Below are 19,240 nucleotides of genomic sequence, written 5' to 3' on the forward strand. Positions count from 1 at the left end.
GGCGAGACGCCAGTCGCCGCCGCCAAGCCGGCCGCGCCCACGCCACAGCAGGTTACCGCACAGCAGCCTGCGCCGCAGGGGGAACCCGCGCAGCAGACAGCCGCCGTGCAGGCAAAGCCAGCCGAGGCCGCGCCGCAAGCCGCCGCGCCAATCGTCGGCCAGGCCAAGCCGTCAGCGACGATCTTGCCGACGCAAGAGATACCCGCCGCGCAGGGGCTGGATTAGCACTGCTCGTTTGGTCCGGCGGCGCCGGCCACACTCTCCGTGTCGTCCCGGCGAACGCCGGGACCCATACCGCGGAATCTATCGGTGGCCAGCGGTGCGAGTCCCGGACATGAGTCTTCGCCAAACTTCAGGGGTTATGGGTCCCCGCGTTCGCGGGGACGACATCGGGGAGGGAGTTGAGCAAGCAAAAAGGCGTCCGAAGATGTCGGACGCCTGTTTGCTTTATCGTGATCGGCATTCAGCTTCGTCCATATCCTGCCGCTTCCAGGATCAAATTCGCCACCTCTTTCGGATGCGACACCAGCGAGAGGTGGCCGGCATCGAGTTCGATCGTGGTTGCGTTCATGCGCTTGGCGAGGAAGCGTTCGAGATCGGGATTGATGGTGTAGTCGTTCTTCGACACCGCATACCAGTTCGGCTTGGAGTGCCATGCAGCCTCGGTGGTGCGGCCGGCGAAGATCGAAGCTGCGGTCGGCCACTGCACCGCGTAAAGCTCCCTGGCCTGCTCCGGCTTAACGCCATTGGCAAAATACTTCAGGAAGGCGTCTTCCGAGAGCTTGGTGTAGCCGTCGCGCTCGACGATTCCGGCGCGTGCCGGGCCCGTCGGAAACTGCTTCGACAGCGCGACGAAATCCTCGTTGGCGTCAGGCGCGCGCGCCGCGATGTAGACGAGGCCGGTGACCTTCGGGTCGGTGCCGACCTGGCTGATCACGGTGCCGCCCCAGGAGTGCGCGACCAGCACGGTCGGACCATCCTGCTCGGCCAGTGCGCGCTTGGTCGCCTCGACGGACTCGGCGAGCGATCCCAGCGGATTCTGCACGGCGGTCACGTTGAGGCCTGCGGCCTGGAGGATCGGGATCACCTCGGACCAACTCGACCCGTCGGCCCAGGCGCCGTGCACCAGCACGACGTTCTTCGCTTTCACGGTCTGCGGTGTCTGCGCATGTGCAAGGCTGAGCGAGGCCGCCAGCAGGCTCGCGGCGACGAAAAGGCTGCGCCAAAGGGACATGATCGTGCTCCGTCCTGTTCCGGGTGCGATGCCCAAGGGACGGTACGCGATGTGGCGACGTTACGCGTCCTCACAGCTCTGTGAAGCCATCCAAAACGAACGAAAAAGCGCCCCGGGGCACCGGGGCGCTTTCGCAACTTGGTGGCTATCGATGTGCTTAGGCGGCTTGCGCGGCCGAGTTCTCGATCACCTGCGCCTTCGGCGCGCTGGTGTTGATCGCGATCTGGCGCGGCTTCTTGGCTTCGGGAATCTCGCGTACGAGGTCGACGTGAAGCAGCCCGTTCTCGAGCGAGGCGTCCTTCACCTGCACGAAGTCGGCAAGCTGGAAGGCGCGCTCGAAGGCACGCGCGGCGATGCCGCGGTAGAGCACTTCGTTCTTGCTGTTCTCGTTGGCGACTTTTTCGCCCTTGATCGTCAGCGTGTTTTCCTTCGCGACGATGGAGAGCTCATCCTTGGAGAAGCCGGAGACCGCAACGGTGATGCGGTAGGCGTTCTCGCCGGTGCGCTCGATGTTGTAGGGGGGATAACCGGGGCTGCCGTCCGAACCCGCCTGGTCGAGCAGGTTGAAGAGGCGGTCAAAGCCGACGGTGGAACGATAGAAGGGGGTGAGGTCGTAGCTACGCATGGTCAAGTCCTCCATTGAGCGACTGTTCAAGTAACCCGCCCGCCAATCGGGCCGGGCTTTAGTCTGTGTGCAGCCTGATGTTCCGGTTCCGAAACACTGGTAGCGGCCTGCACGAAGGTGATATGGGTGAGTCAAGACGGCGTTCAAGAGGGCGGCACTGGCCCCTTTTCGGCGCTCCCGCCCCTTGATTTCCAGTACTTCGCGCCCAAGCACGCCCATGACGCTGGTCTCGATTCCGTCCAATCCCGCCCCCGAAGACGTCGTCAGCGGCACCATCAAGACTCCCGATGGCGCCGAGCTGCGCTTTGCGCGCTGGGCGCCGCCGGCGAACCGCAAGGGCACGGTCTGCGTGTTCACGGGGCGCAGCGAGCAGATCGAGAAATATTTCGAGACCGTGCGCGACCTGCGCGACCGCGGCTTTGCGGTGGCGATGATCGACTGGCGCGGGCAGGGCCACTCCTCGCGCCGCCTGCGCGATCCGCGCAAGGGCTATGTGCGCGACTTCTCCGATTTCGAGATCGACGTCGAGACCTTCGTGCAGCAGGTGGTGCTGCCGGATTGCCCGCCGCCCTTCTTCGCGCTCGCCCATTCCATGGGTGGCACCGTGATGCTGCGGGTCGCGCATGCGGGCAAGCGCTGGTTCGACCGCATGGTGCTGACGGCGCCGATGATCGACCTGCCGGGCCGCACCACCTCGTTTCCGGCGCGGGCGCTGCTGAAGACGATGCGATTGTTGGGGATGGGCGGCCGCTATGTCCCCGGCGGCAGCGACCGCATCACCGGGCTCGCTCCCTTCATCAACAATCCGCTGACCAGCGATCCCGTGCGCTATGCGCGCAATGCCGCGATCCTGGAGGAGGATCCGACGCTCGGGCTGGCGTCACCGACGGTTGCCTGGGCCGATACTGCCTTCGGCGCGATAAGCACCTTCAGGGGCATGAACTACCCCTCCGAGATCCGCCAGCCGATCCTGATGCTCGCGGCTTCCAACGACACCGTGGTCTCGACCGCGGCGATCGAGGAGTTCGCCTACCACTTGCGCGCCGGCTCCCATCTCGTGATCGCGGGCGCCAAGCACGAGATCCTGCAGGAGCAGGACCGCTACCGCTCGCAGTTCTGGGCCGCCTTCGACGCCTTCGTGCCCGGCACGCCGCTGTTCAAGTGAGGGGCAGTGACGGTGCGCTCCCTCGCCCCGTTCTTACGGGGAGAGGGGTGGGGTGAGGGGCTGTTTCCGCAGATGCGGTGACAGCTGGAGTCTTGGAGGGTCCCCCTCACCCGGAATTCAAGCTGCGCTTGAATTCCGACCTCTCCCCGCAAGCGGGGAGAGGTGAAGGGCAACTACAGCGTCTTCAGATATTCGATCAGGTCGTAGCGCTCGTCATCGTCTTTGAACATGCGGCCGATCACGCCGGGGCGTTTCGGTTCACCTTCCTTGCGCTCGAAAGAATGGCCGAGCACGCTGTTGCCCTGGATCGGCTGGCCGTCAGGTCCCGTCATGGAGAACTGCGTTTCGCCCGTCTTGCAGCGCTCGTCCGCGGCGACCGCAAAGCCGACGGTCACGGGATCATAGTCGCGGTGGCCCATGCAGAATTTTTGCGGGCGCTCGTTCTGCGGCTTCAGCAGCCAGTAGAGCGACGGCACCGAACCGTTGTGCAAGTAAGGCGCGGTGGCCCAGATGCCGTTCAGCGGCCGCGCGCGATAGCGCGGTCCCGGCGCGGTGTTCGGGCAGTTCTTGCGCGCGAGATTCCACAATTTTGCTCGCTCGGCGTCCGGGGTGTTCGCGTCGTCCATCCACTTGCGGGCGACGAGGTCGACGACGGTCATGAGGCCGAGCGCGTAGACCATCTCGGTCGGCGAGCTCGCCGTTGACGTGTCGCATTGCCACCAATTCTTGAGGTCGGCTGTATTCACTTTCAGGAAGCCAGGCACGTCGACGATCCTGTTACCCAGCACCAGCGACTGTTCGGGATCCGTCTTGATCTCGTCGAGCGGGATCGTCACCGCGTTCAGGACCTTGCTGTCGCCGCTTGCCTCCCAATGTCCCGAGGACCAGAACGCCGAGGTGTTGACGGCCGGCAGGTGACATCCAGAGCACATCTCGGTGTAGATCGCGCGTCCCTTTTCGGCCCGCTTCGCATCGATCCTCCACGCGTCGCCGAGGATCTGCGACGGCCATTGCGGCGCCAGCAGGCCGCCGAACTTCGGCTCGGCCGCCTTGAACGGATCGGGACCTCTGAGCATGTCCTCGATCCAGCCGAGCGTGTTGATATGAACGGAGGACCGCCAAAGCCTGTCTTCCGGATAGGCGTCGGACAGATTGAGCAGCGCCGTCACGCCGAGGGCCTCGCCGGCGTTGCGGATCAGCGGCTGCTCGATCGAGGCATCGTACTGGGCGAATTTGAACCACGGCACGGTCCAGATCGCGGGATAGCTGACCGGCGCGTCCTGGGCATGCAGGTTCTTCTCGAAGCCGTTGACCCCGCTCAACGCGAGATCCTGCGAAAACACCTGGTTGCCGATGCGATTGAGGGCGTCGAGGCGGCCGAACCCTTCCTCGGTGTCCTTCTGCACCTTCTTGTCCCAGGTCTGCTTGTGCTTGATCGTATCGTCGTACTTGTTCTGCCAGTCGACCAGGAACTTGCCGATCGCGCTGAGCTTCTGCTTGAGCGCATCGCGGTCCGCCTTGCTAGCTTCAGAGCCAAGCACGCGATCGGCAAAGCGCTGGAAGCGGAATGGCACGTACAGCGTGTAGGCGATCGACAGGCCGGTCGCGAGCTCGAGCTTCCTCAGGTCGGTCATCGCCGGGCCGCCGTCGAAGCGGACGTCAATGCCCTGGTAGTGGATCTGGCCGGTGTGGCAGGCCGCGCAGGTCAGTCCGATCTTGTCGTCTTCGCGACGGCCTGTCGCGGGGTCGACGACTCCGGTCATCCGCGCAAAGCCGACCGGCAGGCCGTCGACGTTCTCCACCGGCGTCCAGCGGGTCGACCAGTCCGCAACCTGCGTCGTCTCATAGGCATTGGCGTAACCGAAGTTGCGCAGCGTCGACGCGTCGGTCTGGATCGACTGCGGACTCGGGATGAAGCCGAAGCGTTCGAGATAGGCGCTGTCCTTCAACATGCCCGGCTGCGTGATCAGATGAAGGCGCGGCTGCTCCAGCGCGATGAACCAGCTATAGGGCACCGGAAAAGTCGCGGTGCCCTGGCTGGCATGATGAAACCAGTGCCGGTCCTTCAGCGACCAGTTCTGCTCGAGCCAGAAGGCTGCCGTCGTCTCCGGGAGTTTGGGCAAGGGCGGCGGCAACAGCTGCGCGAGCATTCCATTCTGCGGCAGCATGGCGCGGACCTGGTTGGGGAATTCAGCGACGGCAACCAGGGCGACGAGACCGAGGGCGATCAGCAAGGCTGCGAGCTTGAGGGCGCCGCGCACCGTGCGCTGGCAGGCTGACAGCACCGGCTGCGACACCAGCCGCTGATTGATGCTAACAGGGAATTTGCGCTCGTTGAACAGCGTGCGCACGTCGGCGATGCTGAGATAGCGGTCGTCCTTCGTGTCCTTGCCCATGATCTTCAGGAGGATGGGCCATTCGAACTTCATCAGCAGCGGATAGTACCAGCGCGCGGCGCTGCCAGCGCGCTTGAGGTTGTCGCGCATGAAGATGCCGATTTCCGAGGCGTTGAGGCCGGTCTCGGAGCGGCCGTCGGATGGATCGGTGTAAGGCCGGCCGAAGCTCGCAAGCCGCGCGATCTCGTCCTCGTTGACCTTGCCGTCCACGCCGAGAATGCGCGAGCCGGCGCCGAGCTTGTCGAGCGGACCGCCGCGCAGCGCGTCGAGTTGCGCGCCCGAAAAGATGCTCTTCAGGATGTGACTGATGCCGTTGGCGATGAGCGCCACGCCGCGGACCTGGAGGCGGGCGAACGCCTTCTTCGGCCCGGTCTCGCCGCTCGCATTCGCGATCGTCTGCGACAGCGTGCCGAGCGGAACGGTCCCGCCGTCGACAAAGCCTTCGCCGACGAGGCCGCGCAGGAAGGGACAGGGATTGTTCGGAGAGACCTGGATTGAGGGGTCGAAGGGAGGCTTCGAAGCAGGGTCGCGCATGGCCCAAAATCCTGAAAACGGCGATTCGCGAAATGACGCCAATAAAGCGCGGAAAGTCCTAACAAACCGGCAGCAGACTGTACTACTTCCGCGTGTGACGAAGTGTGGCGGAATTCACTGTGGTGTCAACAAAGCTGGGGAGATTGCCACCCGAGCGCGGCCCGCCCCTTCAGGACTCGGCGGCGCGTTTGACGTCGCTCTGGACCAGGGTCAGCTTGCCGAGCGGCACGCCTGCTTTCAGCAGCCCGTCGCGGTAATGGGCAATGTCATCGGGCCGCTTCCAGTGGAAATTGCGCAGGTGACGGTCGACGTTCAGTGTCGGGTAGTTGCCCATGAGCACGGCGGTGGCCTCGGTCGCCTCGCCACTCCGCCCCAATTGCGCCAGCGCAGCGGCGCGGATCGCCAGCGCCTGCATGTGATTCGGGTTGATGTAGAGCTGCTCGCGGGCCCACGACAGGGTCGCGTCATATTTGCCCAGCAGATAATGGCTGAAGGCGTTCAGCGCCGCCCATTGGTAGCGCGGATCGCTGTTGTCGCGCTGTGCGGCCATCGAGAACAGCTCGATCGCCTCGCGGTGCTCGCCGATGATGAAGTGGCAGATGCCGAGCACCCCGCGCGCGCCCATGTCGTAGGGATTGAGCGCGACGGCGCGCTTGGCGGCGTCCATCGCGGCCTCGTAATGCCCCTCCATGCCGTGAGCCCAGGACAGGATCGAGAACGCGAAGGAGGAGCGCGGGTCGAGCCGGACGCTGGTCTCGGCGAGGTTCATCGCCTCGGCCCACATCTCGCGCGTGCCCTTGACCCAGCCGAATTGGATGCTCTGGATCTGGATCGTGGCGAGATAGGCGTGCGCGATCGACAGTTTGGGGTCGAGCCTGATGGCCTCCCTGAACAGGTCGACGGCGACGTGCAGATCTTCCTTGGTCTGCCGGTAGTAATGCGACAGTCCCTTGAGGAAGCGGTCCCAGGCCGTCACGTCGGTGGAGAGCCGCGCCGGCGCCGAGGCCTCGGCGCGCACGATTTCGGTGGCGATCGCGGCGGACAGGTTGGTGGTGATCTCGTCCTGCATCGCGAAGAGGTCGCCGATGTCGCGGTCGTAGCGCCCGGTCCAGAGCTGCTCGCCGGTCTCCGGCGCGATCAGCTCGGCGGTGACGCGGATCTTGGCTCCGGCGCGCCGCACCGAACCCTGGATCAGGTAGGTGGCATCGATCTCGCGCGCGATCAGCCGGGTGCTCACGTTGTTGCCCTTGAAGGCGAAGGTCGAGTTGCGGCTCAGCACGCGATAGAAGGATTGCAGCGACAGCGCGTGGATCAGGTCCTCGGTCAGGCCGTCGGAGAAATATTCGTCCTGGGCGTCGCTGAGATTGGCGAAGGGCAGCACGCCGACGATCGCGGTACGGTACTGCTGCGAGAGGGCGGACGCCTCCCTCAGCTCGGGTGCAAGCGCCGGCGCGCCTTCAGGCGTCCAGGTCCAGACACCGATCGCATCCTTGATGTTCTTGAAGCGATGGTTGCCGGCATCGACCAGCGCTACGGCGAGATGCTTGCTCGCCTCCCGGTAGGCCTTGGCCGAGATCGCAAAGCCGCCGGGGTTCGACACGGATTCGAGGCGGACGGCGATGTTGACGTCGTCACCGAACACCTCGTCTTCATCGGCGATGACGTCGCCCATGTGGATGCCGAGGCGGAACTGCATGGCGCGGTCAGCCGGCAGATGATGGTTGCGCTCCGCCATCAGCGTCTGCATTGCGATCGCGGCCTCGGTGGCGCCGACGATAGAGGCGAACTCCAGCAGGAAGCCGTCGCCGGTGTTCTTCACGACACGGCCGCCATGGTTGAGGATGATGGGGTGGATCGCGCTGCGATGGGCCTTGAAGGCGGCATGGGTGCCGGCCTCGTCGCTCCCCATCATGCGCGAATAGCCGGCGACATCGGCGCAGACGATGGCAGCCAGGCGTCTTTCCATATCCCCGGAGCTCCAAGGGGGCGGGGACCGGCCACGGTGTGGCAGTCGCCGCGAATCCCGCATTTCAAGAACCCTGCCTTTATAGAGCAGATGAGGCCGAACGAAAGTATCATCCGCAATGCAAATTCGAGTTAAATTCCGTGCAATCGCGGCGGTGGACGGCGGCGCCTGGACCGATTAAGCGGAATTTGCAGCGCCCGGCCGGGCGAGGGGGGCCTCTTATGCTTGGTATCCACGAAATCTGGCTCTTCGTCCTCTCGGGCGTGCTGCTCAACATCACGCCGGGACCGGACTCGGTTTATGTCATCGGCCGCAGCATGCAGATGGGCTGGCGGGGCGGCGCCGCCGCCGCATTCGGCATCAGTTGCGGCTGCTTTTTCCATGTGGCGGGCGCGGCGATCGGCCTTTCGGCCCTGCTGATGGCCTCATCCACGGCCTTTTCGATCCTGAAGCTGGTCGGCGCGGCCTATCTCGTCGTGACCGGGCTCCAGATGCTCTGGTCACGGCCGGCGCTGGCGAAGGCCATCGACGAGCCGGTGAAGAGCTCGCTGCGGCGGGTTTTCCTGCAGGGCGTCTTCACCAACGCGCTCAATCCCAAGGTCGCGCTGTTCTTCCTGGCCTTCCTGCCGCAATTCGTCGCAGTCGACTCCTCGCACAAGCCGCTCGCCTTCCTGACCCTCGGCCTGATCTTCATCTGCACGGGGACGCTGTGGTGCCTGGTGCTGGCGGCGTTCGCGGCAAAGGCCGCGCACCGCTTGCGGACCTCCGAAGGCGCGATCGCCTGGGTCAACCGCGCGCTCGGCGGCCTCTTCATCTATCTCGGCATCCGCGTCGCCATGCTGGAGACGCGGTAACGCGTTCGAACGAATAACTGGTGCTGTGCGCGGCTTGCCGGATGGAGGCCGCGCGGGGGGAGGTTTCTATGGTTCGTGGAAGCTGTCTGTGCGGCGCCGTGCGTTTCGAGATCGATGCAGTGCGTGCGCTGACGCACTGCCACTGCGCCAATTGCCGCAAGCTGACCGGTGCGGCATTCGCGACCTATGCCCATGTCGATGCCGACAAGTTTCGCTTTGTTGCAGGCGAGGACATGACGGTGGCCTACGAATCCGCGCCGGGAAGTTTTCGCTATCGATGCAAGACCTGCGGCTGCCTGACGCCGGGCAAGGCGAGCTATCTCCCGACCGTCAGCATTCCCGCCGGCCTGCTCGACGACGATCCGGAAGTCAGGCCCCGCCTTCACGTCTTCACCTCGTCGCGCGCGCCGTGGTGGACGATCCAGGACGATCTGCCCCAACACGATAAATGGGTGCCTGGTTACGCGCCGAAGTCGTAAGCCTTTCAGGCGAATTCCTTCGCCAGCGCGCCGCCCGCCAGATAGAGGCCGAGCAGGATCATCGCGATCAGGAACCAGCGGCGAAACGCCTCCGCCGGCATCCGCGCCCGCACCGACTGGCCGATGAGCATGCCGGCGAAGGCCATGGCCATGGCGATGGCCCCAGGCACGGCATTGGCCGGGGTGAGCAGACCGCTGGCGGTGAGGTTGAAGGCGAGCGCCAGCGTCGCGGTCGTGAAGAACACGCCGAGCGCCTGCACCAGCTCGTCCTTCTCCATGCCGATCGCCTGCATGAACGGCATCGACGGGATCACCTGCACGCCGGTCGAGGCCGAGATCGCGCCGGTGATCACGCCGACCACGCCGCCGACCCATCTCTCGTTCTGCGGGGCGACGCGGAACTGGAATTTGCTGAGCCCGATGATCGCGTAGATCACGAGGAGGACGCCGAGCACCACGGTGCCGTAGCGCGCATGCGGGCCGGTCAGCGCGCCGGCATTGAGCCAGCATCCGATAACGGTGCCGATCATCAGCGGCCACAGCCGCCTCAGGATGTCGCGCAAGTACGGGCCGACGAAGGTCTGCCAGATGTTGGTGACGATGGCGGGCACGATCACGATGGCGATCGCGCGGTTGGGCGCCATGCTCACCGCGAGCAGGCCCATGGAGACGGTCGGCAGGCCGAGCCCGACGACGCCCTTGACGAAACCGGCGATCAGGAAGACGGCGGCGATGAGAATGAGAAGCGGGTCAATCATACCGGCACATTGACCGAAGCCGCTCGCCGGCACAATCTGGAGGTTACGGAGATAGCCTTCGATCTGGCCGAAGGCTGTGGAGACCTACCATGCGCTTCGACCTCGTCGACCTCCAGCTCTTCATCGCGGTTGCCGACCAGCGCAGCATCACCCGCGGCGCGGAGCGCTCGCATCTGGCCTTGGCCTCGGCCAGCGCGCGCATCAAGGGACTCGAGGACGCGCTCGGCGTCGCGCTGCTCAAGCGCGGGCGGCGTGGGGTCGAGTTGACCGCGGCCGGCGAAAGCCTGCTCGATCATGCAAGGCTCGTCATCCACCAGGTCGAGGCCATGCGTGGCGATCTTGCGGGTTACGCCAGCGGCGTGCGCGCCAGCGTGCACTTCCTTGCCAACACGTCCGGCCTTTCGGAGCATCTGCCAAAGGCGCTGGCCGGCTTCCTGCACGAGCATCGCGACATTGCCATCGACATCGAGGAGCGCGAGAGCACCGACATTGCGGCTGCGATCACCGCGGGCGCCGCCGATCTCGGCTTCGCCGCCGAGCATGCGCTGCCCGACCATATCGAGCGCTTCGTCTTCAGCGAGGATCGCCTGACGCTGGTGACCTCGCGCCGCGGCCCGTTTGCCGGCCGCCGCCAGATCGATTTCCAGGAGGCGGGCGATTGCGATTTCGTCGGGTTGACCAGCGCCACCGCGCTCCAGGTCCATATTTCGAAGCATGCGGCGCGGCTCGGCATGCGCCCGCATTTTCGCGCCCGTCTGCGCGATTTCGACGCGATCTGCCAGATGGTCGCCGCCGATGTCGGCGTCGCGCTGGTGCCGGAATCCGCCGCGCGTCGCTGCGCCAAGCTAATGCCGCTCGCCATGGTCCGCCTGCGCGATACCTGGGCCAACCGCCGCCTCGTGATCTGCGCACGCAGCTTCAAGACGCTGCCGAGGCCAGCGAAGATGCTGGTGGAGCATTTGCGGGCGGCGGCGGTGTGAGATGTGAAGGCGGTTGGCTTCGATGTTGCCGCCGTGACGGTCGGCTCCCTCCCCCCTTGCGGGGGAGGGTAGGGGAGGGGGGTAGCCCAGAAAAAGGTGTGTCTGTCGCGAAGAAGAGGTTCTTTCCGCGATCGATGGAGTCCCCGTGTGGCACCCCCCTCCCTAGCCCTCTCCCGCAAGGGGGGAGGGAACGCACTTGTCGCGTTGTGAGGTCGTTCGCTTATCGCACGCTACTTCGCCGTCTCCACGCCGGAGTCCTTGATCACCTTCGCCCATTTCGCGGTCTCGTCCGCGATGAATGAGCGAAAGTGTTCGGGCTCATCGCCGATCAGCGTCGCGCCTTGGGCGGCGAGCTTCTCCTTCACCGCAGGATCCGCCATGGCCTGTGTCGCCAGACCATGCAGCGCTGCGACGATCTCCTTCGGCGTGCCTTTCGGCGCGACCATGCCGTACCAGTTCTCGATGCGAAGGGCGGCAAAGCCTGCTTCCGCAATCGTCGGCACCTCGGGCGCGGTCGGTGCGCGCTCGGCCGAGCCAACCGCGATCGGCCGCAGGGCGCCCGCCTTGACCTGCGGCAGCAGTATCGGCAGGTCGAGGAAGGTCATCTGCACCTGCTGGCCCAGGAGATCGTTCACCGCCGGCGCGGCGCCGCGATAGGGCACGTGCACGATGTCGATCTTCGCCGTCAGCTTGAACAATTCGCCGGCCAGATGCGGCAGGCTGCCGGGGCCGGAGGAGGCGAAGTTGAGTTTTCCGGGCTGCGCCTTGGCGAGCGCAATCAGCTCGCCGACGTCCTTGGCGGGCACATTGGTGGCAACAACAAGCATTTCCGGCACGGTCGCGACCAGCGTTACCGGCGTGAGATCCGCAAGCGTGTTGTAGGCGACCTTCTCCATGCTCGGGCTGATCGCGAGCGCGCCGGCGCTGGAGATCGCAATGGTGTAGCCGTCGGGTGCGGCCTTTGCGACCGCGTCGGTGCCGAGCACGCCGCCCTGGCCGCCGCGATTGTCGATCAGCACCGGCTGGCCCGACAGCTCCGACATGCGCTGGCCGATCACCCGCGCAATGATGTCGTTGGGTCCGCCGGCCGGGAACGGTACGATCAGCTTGATCGGCTTGGCGGGAAAATTCTGGGCGGATGCGAGCGACGGCAGCAGAAGAAGGATTGCGAGGAGGAGCGTGCGCCGGTTTTTCATGCATGCTCCTTGCTTGCTTATCCGTTGAGCAGTTTCAGTGCTTCTTCGTGAACCCTAGCGTCGCCGGCAGCGATGATGCGGCCGCCGCCCTGGGCCGGCTTGCCCTCCCAGGTGGTGACGACGCCGCCGGCGCCGGTGATGATCGGGATCAGCGCGGCGATGTCGTAAGGCTTCAGCTCGGTCTCGACCACGAGGTCGACATGGCCGGCCGCCAGCATGCAATAGGAGTAGCAGTCGCCGCCATAGCGCGACAGCCGCGCGCCCTGCTCGATGCGGCCGAAAATCGCGCGGTCGTCCTCGTTCATCAATAGCGGGCTGGTGGTGTAGGTCGTCGCTTCCGACAGTGAGGCGCAGCGGCGGACCTGGAGCCGGCGCTCGCCGGAGGGGCCCTTGTAGTTGGCCGAGCCGTTGTCGCCGGAGAAGCGTTCGCCAATGAAGGGCTGGTGCATCATGCCGAACACCGGTGCCCCCTTGTGCAGGAGCGCGATCAGCGTGCCCCAGATCGGGAAGCCGCCGATGAAGGATTTCGTGCCGTCGATGGGGTCGAGCACCCAGACATAGTCGGCGTCTTCCCGCTCATTGCCGAATTCCTCGCCGACGATGCCGTGCTGGGGGAAGTTGGCCTTGATCAGCCGCCGCATCACCGCCTCCGCGGCGCGGTCGGCCTCGGTGACCGGATCGAAGTCCTTCGTCTTGCTCTTGTCGTCGATCGACAGCGAGGTGCGGAAGAACGGCAGGATGGTTTCGCCGGAGGCGGTGGCCAGCCGTCCGATGAAGGCGGAGAAGTCGATCACCGTCACTGCGTGTCCTCAAAAGCGAAAGTCGAGTGAAGCTTGCTTCTGCCTAGCTCAAATCGCCTCTCGCGTGCAGCGCTGTCTTGATTTGCACCCCGGTATTTTGGATGCGCGCAAGTGCGTGCCTCATTCGAGCCATCTGCTGACCAAATATCGATCACGGAGTTGAAAACTTCGTTCCGAACATGCCTCGTTCGTATGCAAACAGCAATCAACCCATTGAATTTCCTTATCAAAGAAACTGAATCTGGGTTTCTCTGAGAGCAACCGAGCTATGTGCGATTTGCATGGGAAACCGCTCAAAAGCCCTTGCACTTTGTGCGTCGCGGTCGCATATTGTTGCGGTGCGGTAGCGCTCTGCGTTACCGCTGCCCTCCTTGGGCGTTTCCTCCCTAGACTTGGGCCGCTTGCGTCATTCGCGAGCGGCCCTTTTTTTCTTTGGGCCTCAGTTTCAGTTTCAAACGCGATAATAGGCGAAGCGAAAACGCGTTCGCGCCAATTGCTGGCGGTTCGCTTCGTCGAGGAAGGCCGAGCCTATTCCGCCGCGGCCTGGAACGGGCCGAGATCGCCGAACGGAATCGTCGTCGCCAGCACATCGGCGAGGATGCCGAAATCGTTTGCCACCTGCGCAAAGCGCGGGCCACGCTCGCGCCGCCGCTCGTCCATGTAGATCGAGCGGTTGAGCTCGAGCTGCACGGCATGGAGGCCGCTCGCGGGGTTGCCGTAATGCTCGGTAATGAAGCCTCCGGCATAGGGCTTGTTGCGGCCGATCGAATAGCCGAGCCCCGTCATCGTCTCCTCGACCCTGTCAGGCAGGAGCGGCGTGCAACTCGTGCCGTAGCGGTCGCCGATCACGATGTCGGGCCGGCGCGGCTCGTCGCGGGAGACACCGACCGAAGGCATCGAGTGGCAGTCGACCAGCATCACGGTGCCGAACATCTGGTGCACCTTGTTGATCAGCCGGCGCAGCGCGCGGTGATAGGGCTTGTACAGCGTCTCGATCCGCGCCAGCGCCTCGTCGACCAGGATGCGCTCGCGATAGATTTCCTGGCCGTCGCCGACCACGCGCGGAATGGTGCCGAGCCCGCCCGCGACCCGCATCGAGCGGGTATTGGCAAAGCTCGGCAGGCGACCGGTGAACATGCGAGGATCGAGCTCATACGGCTCGCGATTGACGTCAACATAGGAGCGCGGAAAGTTGACCCGCACGGTCGGGAAGCCGCGCTCGCTGAGATGGCCGATCAACTCGTCCATGAATGAATCTTCGGACCGCCGCAGCGTGGGCAGGTCGATTCGCGATGAGCTGAGGAATTCGTTCGGATAGGTCGAGCCGGAATGAGGCGAGTTGAAGATGACCGGCGCGCGCCATTCGGCCGGCTCCACGATCTCGAAGGCTGGCGACACTTCGCCGTCAAACCGGGTCATCTTCTCAGGCTTCGTCCCTTCGCGCCTCGGGATCCGGAAAAGGTCCGGATCGACTTGATTCGGCCAATCGAGCGGCTCTTATGTGTCGTCATTGTCCGGAATCGCAACCATTCTGCCAAGCGAAAAAGTGTGATCGGCGCTGGAACATATCTTAACCGTGCGGGCAGCGAGGCGGGGATCTCACCGGGCAGCTCGATTGATTCGTGCCACATTCGGGTTCAATAAGAACCGGCAGGCGGCCGGCTCAGGGTTAAGATTTTCACCCCAAATTTACCCTCTGTCGGGCTTAGTAACCTCTGCGTATCCTCTGGGGATTAGACGTTTCCTGCCATGGCAAAGATCCTGCTCGCCGAAGACGACAACGACATGCGCCGTTTCCTGGTCAAGGCGCTGGAAAACGCCGGTTTTCAGGTCTCGTCCCATGACAACGGCATGGCCGCCTATCAGCGGCTCCGGGAAGAGCCGTTCGAGATGCTGCTCACCGACATCGTGATGCCGGAGATGGACGGGATCGAGCTCGCCCGCCGGGCCTCGGAACTCGACCCCGACATCAAGATCATGTTCATAACCGGCTTCGCCGCGGTCGCCCTGAATTCGGATTCGGACGCCCCCAAGAACGCCAAGGTGCTGTCCAAGCCCGTACACCTGCGCGAATTGGTCAGCGAAGTGAATAAGATGCTGGCGGCCTGAATCGGCCTCCTTCCGTCCTTGCGCCGGGTCCCCTGAGCCGTTATAGGGACCCCACCGATGAATGACCTCTAGGGCACGTAGCTCAGCGGGAGAGCACTACCTTGACATGGTAGGGGTCACAGGTTCGATCCCTGTCGTGCCCACCACGCTTCGCCTTCGGCTTCGCGTGGCACAGCCTAGATCATCAATGCGAAGCGTGTCCGGCGTAGCTCGGAGAGCGTAGACGGACCGGAGCGTCTTGCTCCGCTTCCCTGGAACACGCCGGCGTGCATCGGTATTGTTCCGCTATGGTCAAGACCTCCAAAAAAACCTTCAAGAGCGGCGATCACGTCAGCTGGAATTCCGAGGCCGGGCGCGTGCGCGGCCATATCCTGCGCGGGCACACGGGGGGACGTCGATTACAAGGGCTACGTCCACCATGCGACGCCCGACGATCCGCAATACGAGATCAAGAGCGACAAGACCGATCACGTCGCCCTGCACAAGGGTAAGGCGCTGCGGTTGCTGCGGAGCTGACCGCGCAGGGCGAGCACACGAGGCGTCCCATGGCTCATCCTTTCTTTACGATCGGCCATGCCACGCGTTCGATCGAGGAATTCGTCGAACTGTTGCAGAGCAGCTCCGTCACCTTCGTGGTCGACGTTCGCACCGTGCCCCGCTCGCGCACCAATCCCCAATTTAATCGCGAGACCCTGCCGCAATCACTCGCTTCCGTTTCGATCGGCTACGAGCACATCGCCTCGCTCGGCGGCCTGCGCAGCCGCAAGCGCGAGGTGCCGCGCGAGACCAACGCGTTCTGGGAGAACGACAGCTTTCACAATTACGCCGACCACGCCATGGGCGTGGCCTTTCGCGAAGGTCTCGCGCATTTGCGCGAACTCGGGCAGGCGCAGCGCTGTGCCATCATGTGCGCGGAAACCTTGTGGTGGCGATGCCACCGGCGGATCATCACCGACTATTTGCTCGCCGCTGGCGAGACAGTGTTTCACATTCTGGGACCCGGGCAGGTCAAAGAGGCCGAGATGAATCCGGCGGCGCAGCTCCTGAGCGATAGCCGTTTGGCATACCCTGCGGAAAGTTAGCCAATCGCCCCGGGCGGAGTTATGCTCGCCACCAGCGCGTAGCTTCGCTCCATCCTGGCGACGCTGCTCCATCCGAGACGTGAGCCCCGCCCATGAGCGTTTCCGTCATCGAACAGGCGAAGATCCAGGCGCAAGTGCTGGTGCCGCTGGTGAGGGCATTGCAGGCCGAGCTCGGCGAAGCGCGCGCCAACGCGCTGGTGCGCAAGGCGCTTGGAGATCTCTATCGCGGCTTCGGCGAGGAATTCTGGAAGGCCAAGAACAATACGAAGAACGAGAGCGATCTCGGCAAGGCCGTCGCGTCGGCGTTCAGGACCTACGCCCGCGACGACGCGCTCGCCTATGACGTCATCGAGCAGACGCAGGACTCCTTCGCGTTCGACGTGACGCGATGCGCCTATGCCGAGTTCTACAAGGCGCTGGGCGCGCCCGAGCTCGGCTTTCTCCTGGTCTGCTCCGCGGACTTTGCGACCGCGGAAGGGTTTGGTCCCGACATCAAGCTCACGCGCACGCAGACCATCATGCAAGGCGCAGACCATTGCAATTTCCGCTACCGGCGCGATGCGGGCGGATCTCAGTAAGGGGAATGGAGACGATGCGGGCGACCTGTCTTGCCATGGCCGTGCTGGCGCTGATTGCGTCGCGCGCGAATGCCGCGATCATCGACTGGCAGGCCGAGCTGGAGCGTTGCCGCGCGGTGCGCGAGAGCGTGGCGCCGCTGCTCCAGGCCGGCGAGGGAATATCCGCCGTCGGCCGCTCCAATAGATCCGTCCGTCGCTGCATCTGGATTCAGCGCGTGGCGGTGCGCAAGAAAATCCCCGGCGCGGAGACGTGGTAGCGCGCCTTTCATGTCTGGCCGGCGTCACGGCCGTGCCATCCCAGCGCAGGCGCGGAGATGTCCGGCAGGGCCAGGAGATTGATCGCGCGGCAGGCGATCTGGTCGATGACCTCAGTCAGCGACTGCGGCTTCAGGTAGAAGGCGGGCAGTGGCGGCGCGATGATCGCGCCGATTTCGGTTGCCTGCAGCATCGCGCGGAGATGTCCGAGATGCAGCGGGCTCTCGCGCACCAGCAGCACCAGACGCCGGCGCTCCTTGAGCTGCACGTCGGCCGCCCGCACCAGAAGATTGTCGAGCTGTCCCCAGGCAATGGCCGACAGCGTGCGGATCGAGCACGGTGCCACGATCATGCCGTTGACCGGAAACGAGCCGCTGGCGATGCTGGCGCCGATGTCCGCAGGTGGGTGGTTGCGAAAGGCGAGAGCGCGCAGCCGGGGCAGCGCCTCGGCGCCGACCTCCTCGGTCAGCGTGCGCTCGGCCGCCGATGAGATCACCAGATGCACCGCACAGCGCGGATTCTCCGCCAGCCGCTCGACGATCCGCACGCCGATTGCCGCACCCGAGGCGCCGCTGATGCCGACGATCACGCCATGCCGCTCGCTCATGCGGGCTCGCGCATCTGCAGTCCGCCGATCCCGCCGAGACCGAGCGCAGGCCATAGCGCATCGACCCTCGCAATCACGGTGGGATCCATTGCCAGAGGCTCGCCCCACGCCCGCTCCGTCTCGGGCGGGATTTTTGTGGTGGCATCGATCCCGAGCTTGCCGCCGAGGCCGGATTTCGGCGAGGCGAAGTCGAGATAGTCGATCGGCGTGTCCGAGAGCGTCACGAGGTCGCGCGAGCTGTCGCTGCGCGTCGTAACCGCCCACATCACCGCACGCCAGTCGCGGATCTCGATATCGTCGTCGACCACGATCAAGAGCTTGGTGTAGCTGAACTGCGGCAGCATCGACCACAAGCCCAGCATCAGCCGTCGCGCCTGGCCGGGATAGCGCTTCTTGATCGATGCGATGGCGACCCGATAGGAGCAGGTTTCCGGCGGGAGCCAGCAGTCGGTCACTTCAGGGAATTGCTGCCGGATCAGCGGCACGAACAGCCGGTTCAGGGCTTCGCCGATCCGGGACGGCTCGTCCGGCGGGCGGCCTGTGAAGGTCGACAGATAAGTCGGTTGCTGACGCGACGTGATCGCGGTGACGCGGAGCACCGGAAATTCCTCGACTGAATTGTAGTAGCCGGTGTGATCGCCATAGGGCCCCTCGGCGGCCGTCTCGGTTGCCGAGACAAAACCCTCGATGACGATCTCGGCTGTGGCCGGAACCCCCAAGGGAACAGTGAGGCAGGGCGTCAGCTCGGGGCGCTCGCCGCGCAGGATGCCCGCGAAGCGCAGCTCGGATATCGCCTCGGGCAGCGGCAGCACGGCGGCGAGAATGGTCGCGGGGTCGGCACCGATGACGATCGCCACCGGCATGTCGCGCCCCAGCGCCTTCCATTGCTGATGATGCCGGGCGCCGCCGCGATGCGCGAGCCAGCGGATGATGGCGCGGTCGCGCCCCAGGACCTGCATGCGATAGACGCCGACATTCTCTTCCCGGTCCGCGGCCTGTGATTGCGGCGGTGCGGTGATGACGAGCGGCCAGGTGATCAAGGGTGCAGGTTCGCCCGGCCAGCAGATCTGCGCCGGAAGTTTTGTCAGATCGATGTCCTCGCCCATCGCGGCGCGATCCTGCACCGGCGCGGCGGCGCGCGACCGTGGCCGGGTCGCAAGCGCGGCGCGTGCCAGCGGTAGCTTGTGCCAGGCATCCCGAACGCCATGCGGAGGACGCGGCGCGCGCAACTCCGCCATCAGCGCACCGAGTTCGTCGAGCCGATCAGGCGTGATGCCCATCCCCCACGCGGTCCGCTCCACCGTGCCGAACAGATTGGTCAGCAGCGGCATCCCGGATGGAAGGCCGTCGGCCTTGATCGGTCGTTCGAACAATAATGCAGGGCCGTGCTCGCCGATGACGCGCCGGTGGATCTCGGTCATCTCGTGGACCACGGAGACCGGCTCGCGAATGCGTCGCAGCTGGCCCCTGCCTTCGAGGAAGCGCATGAAGTCGGATAAATCGCGAAAGCGCGGCACGTCACGTGGCGGGTTCAACTGATCGCCGCAACACATTCTGCGAACTTCTCAGCTGGGGTTTGAAAGAGCAAGGTCTTTCGTGGCCTTTCATTGAGCTGCTTGGCG

The 19,240-nt window shown here is 64.7% G+C and carries 18 protein-coding genes, 1 tRNA gene and 2 pseudogenes; 11 read left to right on the forward strand and 10 right to left on the reverse strand.

Annotated features, from left to right (window positions below; translation table 11 throughout):
- Positions 1-225: pseudogene (locus AC629_RS47850) on the forward strand (hypothetical protein); the annotation flags it as partial.
- Between the two features lie 238 nt (positions 226-463).
- On the opposite strand, the gene AC629_RS32490 reads toward AC629_RS47850, so the two are convergent.
- Positions 464-1,234, reverse strand: a complete 771-nt coding sequence (locus tag AC629_RS32490; RefSeq protein WP_084808897.1) for an alpha/beta fold hydrolase — start codon at positions 1,232-1,234, stop codon at positions 464-466.
- A 157-nt stretch (positions 1,235-1,391) separates the two neighbouring features.
- Positions 1,392-1,859, reverse strand: a complete 468-nt coding sequence (locus tag AC629_RS32495; protein ID WP_084808912.1) for an Hsp20 family protein — start codon at positions 1,857-1,859, stop codon at positions 1,392-1,394.
- A 217-nt stretch (positions 1,860-2,076) separates the two neighbouring features.
- On the opposite strand from AC629_RS32495, the gene AC629_RS32500 reads away from it, so the two are divergent.
- Entirely contained in the window at positions 2,077-3,024 is a 948-nt protein-coding gene (locus AC629_RS32500; protein ID WP_084808898.1) for an alpha/beta fold hydrolase, read from the forward strand.
- 173 nt (positions 3,025-3,197) lie between these two features.
- On the opposite strand, the gene AC629_RS32505 is transcribed toward AC629_RS32500, so the two are convergent.
- Both AC629_RS32505 and AC629_RS32510 read right to left on the reverse strand, forming a co-directional pair.
- The gene (locus tag AC629_RS32505; RefSeq protein WP_084808899.1) at positions 3,198-5,954 is read right to left on the reverse strand and encodes a di-heme-cytochrome C peroxidase; all 2,757 of its coding nucleotides are present in this window, start codon (positions 5,952-5,954) and stop codon (positions 3,198-3,200) included.
- A gap of 169 nt (positions 5,955-6,123) precedes the next feature.
- Positions 6,124-7,920: an adenylate/guanylate cyclase domain-containing protein gene (locus tag AC629_RS32510; RefSeq protein ID WP_084808900.1), complete on the reverse strand. Its 1,797-nt coding sequence runs from the start codon at positions 7,918-7,920 to the stop codon at positions 6,124-6,126.
- Positions 7,921-8,141: 221 nt separating this feature from the next.
- Between AC629_RS32510 and AC629_RS32515 the strand changes: the two genes are divergently transcribed.
- Both AC629_RS32515 and AC629_RS32520 read left to right on the forward strand, forming a co-directional pair.
- The gene (locus tag AC629_RS32515; RefSeq protein ID WP_084808901.1) at positions 8,142-8,774 is read left to right on the forward strand and encodes a LysE family translocator; all 633 of its coding nucleotides are present in this window, start codon (positions 8,142-8,144) and stop codon (positions 8,772-8,774) included.
- A gap of 68 nt (positions 8,775-8,842) precedes the next feature.
- Positions 8,843-9,253: a GFA family protein gene (locus AC629_RS32520; RefSeq protein ID WP_084808902.1), complete on the forward strand. Its 411-nt coding sequence runs from the start codon at positions 8,843-8,845 to the stop codon at positions 9,251-9,253.
- A gap of 5 nt (positions 9,254-9,258) precedes the next feature.
- Here the strand turns inward: AC629_RS32520 and AC629_RS32525 are convergent, their stop codons facing one another.
- Positions 9,259-10,011: a sulfite exporter TauE/SafE family protein gene (locus tag AC629_RS32525; protein WP_084808903.1), complete on the reverse strand. Its 753-nt coding sequence runs from the start codon at positions 10,009-10,011 to the stop codon at positions 9,259-9,261.
- Positions 10,012-10,100: 89 nt separating this feature from the next.
- On the opposite strand from AC629_RS32525, the gene AC629_RS32530 reads away from it, so the two are divergent.
- Positions 10,101-10,991, forward strand: coding sequence for a LysR family transcriptional regulator (locus AC629_RS32530; protein ID WP_084808904.1), 891 nt, complete (start codon positions 10,101-10,103; stop codon positions 10,989-10,991).
- Positions 10,992-11,221: 230 nt separating this feature from the next.
- On the opposite strand, the gene AC629_RS32535 is transcribed toward AC629_RS32530, so the two are convergent.
- The 3 genes from AC629_RS32535 to AC629_RS32545 all read right to left on the reverse strand — a co-directional run bounded on the left by AC629_RS32535 (position 11,222) and on the right by AC629_RS32545 (position 14,406).
- On the reverse strand, positions 11,222-12,187 hold the full coding sequence (locus AC629_RS32535; protein ID WP_084808905.1) for a tripartite tricarboxylate transporter substrate binding protein: 966 nt from the start codon (positions 12,185-12,187) through the stop codon (positions 11,222-11,224).
- 17 nt (positions 12,188-12,204) lie between these two features.
- Positions 12,205-12,987, reverse strand: coding sequence for a histidinol-phosphatase (hisN, locus tag AC629_RS32540; RefSeq protein ID WP_084808906.1), 783 nt, complete (start codon positions 12,985-12,987; stop codon positions 12,205-12,207).
- Positions 12,988-13,515: 528 nt separating this feature from the next.
- A complete protein-coding gene (locus AC629_RS32545; protein ID WP_084808907.1) occupies positions 13,516-14,406 on the reverse strand; it encodes an N-formylglutamate amidohydrolase in 891 nt (296 codons plus the stop codon).
- A 330-nt stretch (positions 14,407-14,736) separates the two neighbouring features.
- On the opposite strand from AC629_RS32545, the gene cpdR reads away from it, so the two are divergent.
- The 6 genes and pseudogenes from cpdR (at position 14,737) to AC629_RS32575 (ending at position 17,013) form a co-directional block, all read left to right on the forward strand.
- A complete protein-coding gene (cpdR, locus tag AC629_RS32550; RefSeq protein ID WP_028179810.1) occupies positions 14,737-15,096 on the forward strand; it encodes a cell cycle two-component system response regulator CpdR in 360 nt (119 codons plus the stop codon).
- Positions 15,097-15,167: 71 nt separating this feature from the next.
- Positions 15,168-15,242 (forward strand) — tRNA-Val (locus AC629_RS32555).
- A gap of 141 nt (positions 15,243-15,383) precedes the next feature.
- Positions 15,384-15,612 (forward strand): annotated as a pseudogene (locus AC629_RS32560) (hypervirulence associated TUDOR domain-containing protein).
- Between the two features lie 29 nt (positions 15,613-15,641).
- Positions 15,642-16,178 (forward strand): DUF488 domain-containing protein, encoded by a 537-nt coding sequence (locus tag AC629_RS32565; protein ID WP_084808908.1) that lies wholly within the window; start codon positions 15,642-15,644, stop codon positions 16,176-16,178.
- Between the two features lie 92 nt (positions 16,179-16,270).
- Entirely contained in the window at positions 16,271-16,756 is a 486-nt protein-coding gene (locus AC629_RS32570; protein ID WP_084808909.1) for an L-2-amino-thiazoline-4-carboxylic acid hydrolase, read from the forward strand.
- A gap of 14 nt (positions 16,757-16,770) precedes the next feature.
- Positions 16,771-17,013, forward strand: a complete 243-nt coding sequence (locus AC629_RS32575; protein ID WP_084808913.1) for a hypothetical protein — start codon at positions 16,771-16,773, stop codon at positions 17,011-17,013.
- Positions 17,014-17,021: 8 nt separating this feature from the next.
- On the opposite strand, the gene AC629_RS32580 is transcribed toward AC629_RS32575, so the two are convergent.
- Both AC629_RS32580 and AC629_RS32585 read right to left on the reverse strand, forming a co-directional pair.
- The gene (locus tag AC629_RS32580) at positions 17,022-17,618 is read right to left on the reverse strand and encodes a UbiX family flavin prenyltransferase (RefSeq protein WP_084808910.1); all 597 of its coding nucleotides are present in this window, start codon (positions 17,616-17,618) and stop codon (positions 17,022-17,024) included.
- Positions 17,615-19,105 (reverse strand): UbiD family decarboxylase, encoded by a 1,491-nt coding sequence (locus tag AC629_RS32585; protein WP_168195629.1) that lies wholly within the window; start codon positions 19,103-19,105, stop codon positions 17,615-17,617. Before AC629_RS32585 ends, AC629_RS32580 begins: the two co-directional genes overlap by 4 nt.
- Between the last annotated feature and the right edge of the window lie 135 nt (positions 19,106-19,240).

The sequence above is a fragment of the Bradyrhizobium sp. NAS80.1 genome, assembly GCF_001908205.1.
Classification (GTDB): domain Bacteria; phylum Pseudomonadota; class Alphaproteobacteria; order Rhizobiales; family Xanthobacteraceae; genus Bradyrhizobium.